6 protein-coding genes and 1 pseudogene are annotated in these 10,623 nt (G+C 62.2%); 5 read left to right on the top strand and 2 right to left on the bottom strand.

The window, feature by feature from the left end; translation table 11 throughout:
* Nucleotides 1-100: 100 nt before the first annotated feature.
* The gene (locus tag OQE62_RS18960; protein WP_265723615.1) at nucleotides 101-640 is read right to left on the bottom strand and encodes an NUDIX hydrolase; all 540 of its coding nucleotides are present in this window, start codon (nucleotides 638-640) and stop codon (nucleotides 101-103) included.
* Between the two features lie 159 nt (nucleotides 641-799).
* Between OQE62_RS18960 and OQE62_RS18955 the strand changes: the two genes are divergently transcribed.
* From OQE62_RS18955 to OQE62_RS18935, 5 genes are all read left to right on the top strand, one after another.
* Nucleotides 800-2,080, top strand: coding sequence for an efflux RND transporter periplasmic adaptor subunit (locus OQE62_RS18955; RefSeq protein ID WP_265723614.1), 1,281 nt, complete (start codon nucleotides 800-802; stop codon nucleotides 2,078-2,080).
* A 27-nt stretch (nucleotides 2,081-2,107) separates the two neighbouring features.
* The gene (locus OQE62_RS18950; protein WP_265723613.1) at nucleotides 2,108-5,269 is read left to right on the top strand and encodes an efflux RND transporter permease subunit; all 3,162 of its coding nucleotides are present in this window, start codon (nucleotides 2,108-2,110) and stop codon (nucleotides 5,267-5,269) included.
* Nucleotides 5,270-5,525: 256 nt separating this feature from the next.
* Complete coding sequence (locus OQE62_RS18945) at nucleotides 5,526-6,152, top strand: NUDIX hydrolase (RefSeq protein ID WP_265723612.1); 627 nt, start codon at nucleotides 5,526-5,528, stop codon at nucleotides 6,150-6,152.
* A 95-nt stretch (nucleotides 6,153-6,247) separates the two neighbouring features.
* The gene (locus OQE62_RS18940; protein WP_265723611.1) at nucleotides 6,248-8,056 is read left to right on the top strand and encodes an ABCB family ABC transporter ATP-binding protein/permease; all 1,809 of its coding nucleotides are present in this window, start codon (nucleotides 6,248-6,250) and stop codon (nucleotides 8,054-8,056) included.
* A 179-nt stretch (nucleotides 8,057-8,235) separates the two neighbouring features.
* Nucleotides 8,236-9,963, top strand: a complete 1,728-nt coding sequence (locus tag OQE62_RS18935; protein ID WP_265723610.1) for a dipeptidyl-peptidase 3 family protein — start codon at nucleotides 8,236-8,238, stop codon at nucleotides 9,961-9,963.
* 198 nt (nucleotides 9,964-10,161) lie between these two features.
* Here OQE62_RS18935 and OQE62_RS18930 read toward each other — a convergent pair.
* A pseudogene (locus tag OQE62_RS18930) lies at nucleotides 10,162-10,623 on the bottom strand (hypothetical protein); the annotation flags it as partial.

Here is a 10,623-nt window from a genome sequence, read left to right as displayed (position 1 = left end):
ACCCTGGTAGCTAGCCAGAGCCCAAGGACAGATACAAGGGTGCGCTGCGCACCATTGATCGGCCGGTGCGCACGGCGCACTCTACTGAGAGTCTCGAAACTCACAGTTTGCGCTGAATCACACCCCGGTGCAGCTCGTAACGGCCTTCTTTGCGGTCGGCAAAATAGTGCTCCAGCGTTTCCCGGATGATCGGAAACGCGATTTCCTTCCACGGTATTTCCTCTTCCGCAAACAGCCCCACCTCCAGCGATTCCGGCCCGGCACCGTAGTGGGTGTCGGTGAGCTCGCCGCGGTAGATCAGGTAGACCTGGTTGATGTGCGGGATATCGTAGATGGTATAGAGGCCGTCTACGCACACGTTGGCCCGTGCCTCCTCCCAGGACTCGCGCAGGGCGCCCTGCTCGCTGGTTTCGCCGTTTTCCATAAAGCCGGCGGGCAGGGTCCAGAGGCCCAGGCGGGGCTCGATGGCACGCTTGCACAGCAGCACTTTATCGCCCAGGTAGGGCAGGGTACCGACGATCACGCGCGGGTTGATATAGTGGATGGCGCCGCAACCGCCGCACAGGTGGCGGGGCCGGTCGTCGCCTTCGGGAATTGAAAAAGTAACGGCATCGCTGCCGCAGTGACTGCAGAATTTCATCGCGCCAGTATACCCGTGTCGGTATCTGGCGCCAGTCTCTTCCATTCGTGGCGCCGCTATCCCTCCGGGCCCGTTCCGGCGCCGGCACAACATCTATCCGGCACAGCATCTATAGTTTTGAAATGGATACTGCTGCAGTAGTGGATTGAGTTGTCGCCGATGTTGAACCTCTCCCGTCAGTTTGCGGTGGCCGCAGTCGCGCTGCTGTTGCTGATTGCCTGTTCTGAAAGCGAACAGCCGCCCGCACCGCAGCCGCCCCCGGTGGAGGTGCTCACCGTGCGCGAGCAGCCGGTAATTCCCCGTTTCGAATACGTCGGCCGTATAGAGGCCATTGATGAGTTGAGTGTGCGCCCGCGCGTGGAGGGGTATATCGAGAGCCGCCACTTCACCGAGGGCGACATGGTGCAGAAAGGGCAGTTGCTCTACAAAATTGACCCCCGGCCTTTTGTCGCTGCACTGGACAATGCCCGCGGTGCCCGCTCGCGGGCCGAGGCGTCGCTGCGGGTGGCGGAGCGCAACTACCGCCGCGGGCGCGAGCTGATAGAGACCGGCGCCATCAGCAGGTCGCAGATGGATGAACTGGAGGGCACTTTCGAGGAGGCCGAGGCCTCTCTGAAGGAGGCGCAGGCCAATGTGGAGACCGCCGAGCTCAATCTTTCCTTCACCGATGTGACCTCGCCACTGACCGGGCGCATCGGTGTGAACCAGTACACTGAAGGTTCGCTGGTGGGACCGCAGGCGGATCCGCCCCTGACCACCATCGTCAGTGTCGATCCCATCTATGTACGCTTCGAAGTGCCGGAAGACCGCCTGTTCGCGGTACAGCAGGAGCGGGAGCGTCGCCGCGAGCGCGGCCTGGCGCAGGAACGGCGGGATATCCGCATCAAGCAACCGGATGGCAACTACTATCCGCACCGCGGTGACATCGTGTTCGTCGACAACCAGGTTACCCTGAACACCGGCTCGGTGCTGGTGCGTGCCCGCTTTCCCAATCCGGAGGGGCTGCTGGTGCAGGGCCAGTTCGCGCGGGTATCGATCCGTGTGTTCAGCGGCGCCGACCAGATCAAGCCGCTGGTGCCCCAGGCGGCGGTCATGGAGGACATGCAGGGCCGCTATGTATACACAGTGGAAAGTGATGAGCAGAACCAGAGCATTGCCAGAAAGCGCTACCTGAAACTGGGTCAGCGGGAAGGGGAGCTGTGGGCGGTGGAAGAGGGGCTGAAAGCCGGTGAGGTGATTATCGTCAACGGCCTGCAGAGGGTTGCGGCGAACAAGCCGGTGACGCCACAGAACACGCCGCGCGATCCCTACACCGGGGAAGGGGCGGCGGGCGCGTCGTCCGGGGTTCCGTCAGCCGCACAACCGGCGGGTGGTGAGCCCGGCCGGGACGACGCTCCCCTCAGGGATGAAGAGGGCAAAGAGGTATATGACGGCAAGTAACCCCCGAAGGACCGGGAGGCTGCGCCCTTGATCAGCGCCTTCTGTATACGGCGGCCGCGCTTCGCCTTCGTGATTTCAATCCTGATAACCCTCGCCGGGTTGTTGGCCCTGCCGCTGTTGCCGATTGCCCAGTTCCCGGATGTGGCGCCGCCCACGATCAATGTCTCAACCAGCTACTCCGGTGCCAGTGCGGAGGTGATGCGGGATAGCGTCGCCGTGCCCATCGAATCCCAGGTCAACGGTGTGGAGGGCATGGAGTACATGTCGTCCACCAGCGGTAACGATGGTTCCTACAGCCTGACGGTCACTTTTGAGCCCGATTACGACGACGATATCGCCCAGGTCAATGTGCAGAACCGGGTGCAGGAAGCCACGCCGTCATTGCCGGAGGAGGTCAAACGCAACGGCGTGGTGGTGCGCAAGCAGAGCAGCAATATGCTGCTGGTGGTGAATCTGTTTTCGCCGGAAGAGAAATTCGACCAACTGTTTCTCGCCAACTACGGCGAGATCTACCTGAAAGACGAGCTGGCGCGGGTACCCGGAGTCAGCAATGTGACCATCTTCGGCAACCAGAACTACGCCATGCGCATCTGGCTGAACCCGGACCGTATGGCGTCGCTGGATGTGACGGTACAGGATGTGATCGCGGCCGTGCAGGCGCAGAACCTGCAGGTGGCCGCCGGCCAGCTGGGCGCGCCGCCGATCGGCAAGGACCAGCAGTTTCAGTACAACATCATCGCCCGGGGACGACTGGAAAAGCCGCAGGAATTCGAGGAAATCAGCATCCGCGCCGATCCCAGCGGTGGCATGGTGCGCCTCGGGGATATTGCGCGCATCGAGCTGGGGAGCGAGTCCTACGCCTCCTACGGGCAACTGGACAACAAGCCCTCGGCGGTAATCGGCATTTACCAGTTGCCGGATGCCAATGCGCTGAGTGTGGCCCAGGGTATTCACAGAAAAATGCAGGAGCTGCGGCAGAACTTTCCCGAGGGGCTGGAGTACGGCATCCTCTACGACACCACCCTGTTCGTGGAAGCCTCCATTGACGAGGTGGTGGAAACCCTGATCATCGCACTGGTACTGGTGATCCTGGTGGTGTTCCTGTTCCTGCAGGACTGGCGGTCGACCCTGATCCCCGGTATCGCGATACCGGTTTCGCTGATCGGCACCTTCGCCATGATGCTGGCGCTGGGCATGACCATCAATACCATCACCCTGTTCGCGCTGGTTCTGGCGATCGGTATCGTCGTCGACGACGCCATCATCGTGGTGGAAAACACCCAGCGCCTGCTCGGCGAGGGATTGTCGCCGAAAGAGGCGGCGCTGGAATCGATGCGCGAAGTGACCGGACCGATCGTTTCCACCACACTGGTTCTGATGGCGGTATTCGTGCCGGTGATGCTGATGCCGGGACTCACCGGCAAGATGTACCAGCAGTTTGCGATCACCATCTCCGGCGCGGTGCTGATCTCGGCCGTCAACGCCTTGACCCTGAGCCCGGCGCTCTGTGCCGTACTGCTGCGTCCGGCCAGGGAAGGCGAGGTGGGCGGCGTCAGAGAGACAGGCGCGTTCGGTTGGTTCAACCGGGCGCTGCACAGGGCCACGGAGTTTTACGCCGGCCTGGTGCACCGCCTGGTGGGCGTGCCGCTGCTGGTCGTAGGCTCCATCGTGGGCCTGGTATTCGTCTGCTACTGGCTGTTTACCAGTGTGCCGACCGGCTTTATCCCGGATGAGGACCAGGGCGCTTTCATGCTGCATGTGCAGTTGCCCGATGGCTCCTCCCTGGAGCGCACCGGCTCGGTGGTGGACCGGGTGACGAATATTCTGCTCGAGGAGGAGGGGGTCATTCACGCCGTGGGTGTACCCGGCTTCAATATGCTGGCCAACAGTGCCGCCTCCAATGCGGCCCTGATGTTCGCGATCCTCAAACCCTGGGACGAGCGGAAGACGAAAGAAACCAACCAGTCCGCCATCATGCAGCGGGTGCAGCAAAAGGTGGCGGCGATTCCCGGCGCCCAGGTGATGGCGATCGCGATTCCGCCGGTCCCCGGCGTGGGCTCGGTGGGTGGTTTCGAATTCGTGCTCGAGGACCTGCAGGGGCGCGACACCGCCGCGCTATCGGCGGCAATGTACGAACTGCTGGGCCAGGCCAACCAGCGTCCGGAAATTGGCCAGGCGTTTACCAGCTTCCAGGCCAGTACGCCGCAACTGCAGCTGGAAGTCGACAAGGACAAGGCCCGCACCCTGGGCGTGCAACTCACCGATATCTACACCACCCTGCAGACACTACTGGGCGGTTTTTATGTCAACGACTTCAATGTCTACGGCAAGGTCTTCCGCGTCATGGCGCAGGCGGAATCCGAGTTCCGCGACAAGGAGGAGGACCTGGCGGGCTTTTATGTGCGCGCCGACAGCGGCGGTCTGGTGCCGGTCACCTCGGTGGCGGAGATCACGCCCATCGTCGCGCCCCAGACCATCAACCGCTACAACCTCTACAACAGTGTCACCATCAATGGCTCGCCGGCGCCGGGCCGCGCCAGCGGCGAGGCGATGAAGGCGATGGAGCAGTTGGGAAACGCGCTGCCGGAGGGCTACGCCTACGAGTGGACCGGTACCAGCCTGCAGCAAGTGAAATCCGGCAATATGGCTCCCATCCTGTTTTCACTGGCGGTGGTGTTTGTCTACCTGTTCCTGGTAGCGCAGTACGAGAGCTGGAGCATTCCGATTGCCGTACTGCTGTGCGTCCCCATCGCCATTGCCGGGGCCATGTTTGCCGTGTGGATCACAAAGTCGGAGAACAACCTGTACACCCAGATCGGGCTGGTGCTGCTGATCGGTATGGCGGCGAAGAGCGCCATTCTGATCGTGGAATTCGCCTGCCTGGAGCGGGATAGGGGCAAATCCGTCATGGATTCGGCCCTCGGCGCCACGCGGCTGCGTTTCCGAGCGGTGTTGATGACATCGCTGGCTTTCGTGCTGGGGATGGTGCCGCTGCTGATCGCCTCCGGCGCCGGCGCGGTCAGCCGATTTGCCCTGGGCCTGGCGGTGTTCGGTGGCATGGTGGCGGCCAGCCTGCTGGCGACCCTGCTGGTGCCCGCCTACTACGCGCTGGTGCAGAACCTGCGCGAGCGGGTCAAGGGTGGACATACGCCGACCCATACTGGCGGAGACTCGCCCCCGAATTCGTAGGATGGGCAAAGGAGCGCAGCGACATGCCCATCACGGTCCGGCTGATGGGCACGAGCCCGCCATGGATGGAGGGGTGCCGCCCAGCGGAATGCCGCCCAACGGGAATGCAGAAAACGCATGGAGCAGTTTTTCTGCCTGCGCTTTGCCATCCTGCAGCACTTTAGCGATTGAACTGCCTCTCCGGGGCAGGGTCTGAATCGGGGCTGGCGTCTTTCGTCACTTGGTAGTAATTTGGGTACGCTTGTAGCAGCGGAGTGTGATATCGAATTCCATGTTGGTGCAGATTGAAGAAACCATTTCCCGTATGCGGGGCCAGTTGCAGGCTCAGGTGCCATCCGGCACGGATCTGCAGGGTCACGCCGCGGTAATGCTGGCACTGACCGACGAGCCGGACCCGGAAGTCATTCTCACCAAGCGCTCCGCCAGCCTCTCCACCCACTCCGGCGAGGTGTCCCTGCCCGGCGGTCGCTGGGATCTGACCGATCCGTCGCTGGAATTCACTGCCCTGCGGGAGACCGAAGAGGAAATCGGTGTGCCGGCCGATCAGGTGCGCGTCCTGGGGCCGCTGTGGAAGCGCAGCACGCGCTGGCAGGTCCAGGTGACACCCTGGCTGGGTGTGGTGTCCCCGGACGTGAAGACCACCCCGAATCCGGGCGAGCTGGATGCGGTCTTTCGCGTACCGCTGTCTTTCTTCCTCGCCGATCCGCGCATCCGCACCGATCGAATCACCATCGACCGGCGCGCCGTCTATCTGCCCGCCTACCAGTTCCGCGAGTTCGAGATCTGGGGTTTTACCGCCGGCGTACTGACGGAATTCCTGGTGAAGATCCTCGGCGCCTCCATCGGCCGCCGCGACGATGTACCGCTGCGGGCGCTGAGCTGAGGCGGGATGATCGGTGCGCACGGCGCACCCTACCTGTCCCGGGTTTTGGGTCCCGCCGTGTATAATCCCGGTCGTTTTTGACCGCGAGCCGCTGTATGCCCAGACCCAAATCCGCCATCGCCCTGGACGAGGTGCACTGGGGCGCCCTGAAAACCCTGTTTCCCTACCTGCTGGAATTCAAGCGCGCCGTGATCCTGGCGCTGGCCTGCCTGGTGGGCGCCAAGCTGGCGAGCACCGGGATGCCGTTCATTCTCAAGCATATTGTCGACGGCCTGGACGGGGAGGGCGGTGCGGCCGCCGCGATCGCGCTGCCGCTGGGGCTGCTGCTGGCCTACGGCGCGGTGCGTTTTTCCAGCGTGCTGTTTGGCGAACTGCGGGACACAGTGTTCGGCCGCGTGACGGAACGCGCCCAGCGCCGGGTGGGCCTGGAGGTATTCGAGCACCTGCACAGGCTGGACCTGGATTTTCACCTGGACCGCCGCACCGGTGGCCTGTCGCGGGATATCGAGCGGGGCAATGCCGGTATCGGCTTCCTGATGCGCTTTATGGTGTTCAACATCGTGCCGACGCTGGTGGAAATCGTCATGGTGGCGGGGCTGTTGTGGTGGAACTACAGCTACCTGTTTGCACTGCTGGTGCTGGGTGCGGTGGTGGTCTATATCGGCTTCTCCGTGGTGGCCACCGAGTGGCGCACGCGCTTCGTGCGAGAGCTCAATCGGGCGGAATCCCGCAGCAGCAGCCGCTCGGTGGACAGCCTGCTCAACTACGAGACGGTCAAATACTTCGGCAACGAGGAGCACGAAGCGGGCCACTACGATCGGGAACTGGCGCACTGGGAACAGGCGCGGCGCAAAAACCGGCTGTCCCTGTTCGGCCTGAATATCGGCCAGGCGGTGATCATTGCCCTGGCCATGACCGGCGCCATGATCCTGGCCGCGTTCAATGTTACCCGTGGCGCCATGACCGTGGGCGATTTCGTGTTGATCAACGCCTTCATGATGCAGATCTTTATTCCGCTCAACTTTCTCGGTTTTGTCTACCGGGAACTGAAAGGCGCGCTGGCGAACATTGAGAAAATGTTCTCGCTGCTGAAGGCGAAGCCGGCGATCGAGGATAAAGCGGACGCCCCCGACCTGGAAATCCGCGCGGGCCGCATCGAGTTCGACGACGTGCGTTTCGGCTACGGGGAGGATCGCGAGATCCTCAAAGGCATCCGCTTTACCGTGGAGCCGCAACAGAAGGTCGCCATCGTCGGTGCCAGCGGCGCCGGCAAGTCGACACTGTTCAAACTGCTGTTCCGCTTCTACGACGCCGGCGCCGGACGCATCCGGATCGACGGTCGGGATATTCGCGATGTCAACCAGCGCTCCCTGCGCAGCGCCATCGGCGTGGTGCCGCAGGAGGCGGTGCTGTTCAACCAGTCGATTCTGGAAAATGTGCGCTATGGCCGTGTGGACGCCAGCGACGAAGAAGTGATGGAGGTCATCCGGCACGCGCAACTGGCGGAGTTTATCGAGCAACTGCCGGAAGGAGCGGCGACCATGGTAGGCGAGCGTGGCCTGAAGTTCTCCGGCGGCGAGAAACAGCGTGTCGCCATAGCCCGTGCGCTGCTGAAACGGCCGCCGATCATGGTATTTGACGAGGCCACCTCGTCCCTAGACAGCCATTCCGAACGCGGCATTCTCGCCTCATTGCAGCAGATTGCCCGGAAACAGACCACCCTGGTGATCGCCCACCGCCTGTCCACGGTGGTGGATGCGGATGTGATCCTGGTGATGGATCGGGGCGAGATCGTCGAGCGCGGCAGCCACGCCGAGCTGCTCGCAAACGACAGCCACTACGCCTCCCTGTGGCAATTGCAGCAGCAGGAGCGCGGCGTCGAAACGGTTTCTACCAACCTTTAGGAGCCTGCTTGCAGGCGAATGCAGGGAGCCCCCGTTCCTTTCGCCTGCAAGCAGGCTCCTACAGCCACCCTTCAAAACGCAGTGTGCCATCCTACCGTTGGCGATTCCGCCGTCTTGATTAAAACCCGGTGCCAGACTAATGTGGCGCCGGAGCAACGATAACAATAGGCAGAATTCCTATGGAAATTTCCAATATCCCCTTCGCGAGCGGCAGGCTCGCCGCTGCGCTGTTGGCCCTGACACTGGTAAGTGCGTGTTCACCGCGAGACGGGCAGGAGACCACCGAGATGGTCGAGACAGAGACGGCGACAGAGGCAGAACAGATCGAGAACACTGCCCCGGAACCGGCCGCGAAAGAAGACAACGGCCGCTTCGATATCTACGTACCGGTCGAATTGAACGCGGACCTGTCCGATCTATCCGACGACCAGCGCCAGATGATCGGCCTGCTGATCGATGCCAGCAAGATTATGGACCGCCTCTTCTGGCTGCAGTCCTACGGCCCGGAGGAGGAACTGCTGGCCGGTATCGACGACAACCGCAAGCGCGAGTTCGCACGTATCAATTACGGCCCCTGGGATCGCCTGGACAACAACGAGCCGTTTATCGACGGCTACGGCCCCAAACCCCTGGGGGCGCAGTTCTACCCGGAGGATATGACCAAGGCCGAGTTCGAAGACTGGGACCAGCCGGGCAAGGACGGCCTCTATTCGCTGGTGCGCCGCGATAATAACGGCAACCTCAAGCTGGTGCCCTACCACGAGGCCTACAGCGCGGACCTGAAAAAGGCCGCGGAAATCCTGCGCCGCGCCTCCGAGCTGGCGGAGGACGAGCAGTTTGCCGGCTACCTGCGCCTGCGCGCCGATGCCCTGCTGAGTGACGACTTCCGACCCAGCGACATGGCCTGGATGGATATGAAAAACAACGAGATCGACGTGGTGATCGGCCCCATCGAGAACTACGAAGACCAGTTGTTCGCCTACCGCACCGCCTACGAATCCTACGTACTGCTGAAGGATATGGAGTGGAGCGAGAAACTGGCCAAATTTGCCGCCTTCCTGCCGGAGCTGCAGGAGGGCCTGCCGGTGGAAGACAAGTACAAGGCGGAGGAACCGGGCACCGACTCGGATCTCAACGCCTACGATGCGCTCTACTACGCCGGCCACAGCAACGCCGGCTCCAAGACCATCGCCATCAACCTGCCCAACGACGAGGAAGTGCAGCTGGCCAAGGGCACCCGCCGCCTGCAGTTGAAAAATGCCATGCGCGCCAAGTTCGACAAGATCCTCGAGCCTATCAGCGAGGTATTGATTGCCGAAGACCAGCGCCAATACATCACCTTCCCGGCCTTCTTTGCCAACACCATGTTCCACGAAGTGGCCCACGGTCTCGGCATCAAGAAGACCGTTACCGATGGCGCCAACGTACGCCAGGTACTGAAGGAAACCTCCTCCGCGCTGGAAGAGGGCAAGGCGGATATCCTCGGCCTCTACATGGTGACCAGGCTGCACGAGAAGGGCGAGATAGAAGAGGGCGAGCTGATGGACAACTACGTCACCTTTCTCGCCAGCATCTTCCGCAGTGTGCGTTTCGGTGCGGCCAGCGCCCATGGCAAGGCCAATATGATGCGCTTCAACTACTTCAAGGAGCAGGGCGCCTTTACCCGAGATCCGGAAACCGGTGAATACAGCGTGGACTTCGAGAAAATGCAGGACGCCATGACCAGCCTGTCCCGGTTGATCCTGACCATCCAGGGTGACGGTGACTACGTCGCAGCCAAAGAACTGCTGGATAGCAAAGGCGTGGTCGGCGCCGAACTGCGGGCGGATCTCGATCGTCTATCGGACGCCGATATCCCGGTGGACGTGACCTTTATCCAGGGCAGGGAAGTGTTGGGGCTGCAATGACCCCCTTTACTTCAGTCGCAAAAAACAGAAACCCCGGCTTTTGCCGGGGTTTCTGTTTTTTTGAGGTTCTTATCCGGAATGGGTCCTGGGTGCAGTCGCAGCGGTCGCGATAGCGCCAGGCACAAAAAAGCCCCGGCAATGCCGGGGCTCAGGTGGTGGCCCGTTCAGCCTTCGGGCCGGAGTGTTACCGCTGACTGATCAGGGTGCCGGCGGTGCCACACAGGCGGAGAAGACATCCAGGTCGTTCAGCAGGCCGACGAGGCTTCCCAGGTCGATCTGCACCTGATTGAAGTCATCGGTGGAGTCGAAGGACACCAGTGCCTGGTCACCGCCGCCGAGGATACTGAGTGCCACCAGGCTGGAGCCGGTAAAGCTCTCCTGCTCGGTGCCGTTCAGCAGTGTGGTGATGGTGATGGTCTCCAGCAGCGTCAGGTCGATGAGTGTGTCGGGGTTTTGCACTACAAAGCCCACGCGGTGTGCGCCGGTGTAGGTCTGGCTGGTGTCGGTCACCTGGATAAAGGCGCTGCCTGTCAGGCCGGCGGGGACGGAGATCCGCGCGGCGTCGTCCAGGTTGGTGTTGATCACATTGCCTTCATCGGTGATTGAGCAACCCAGGCAGGTGAGGCCGGTGTCGCCGCTGGTCACGGTGGCGTTCGGGTC

Source organism: Microbulbifer halophilus, from assembly GCF_026183675.1.
Taxonomy (GTDB): domain Bacteria; phylum Pseudomonadota; class Gammaproteobacteria; order Pseudomonadales; family Cellvibrionaceae; genus Microbulbifer; species Microbulbifer halophilus.
This window is presented reverse-complemented; position numbering and strand designations above follow the sequence as displayed.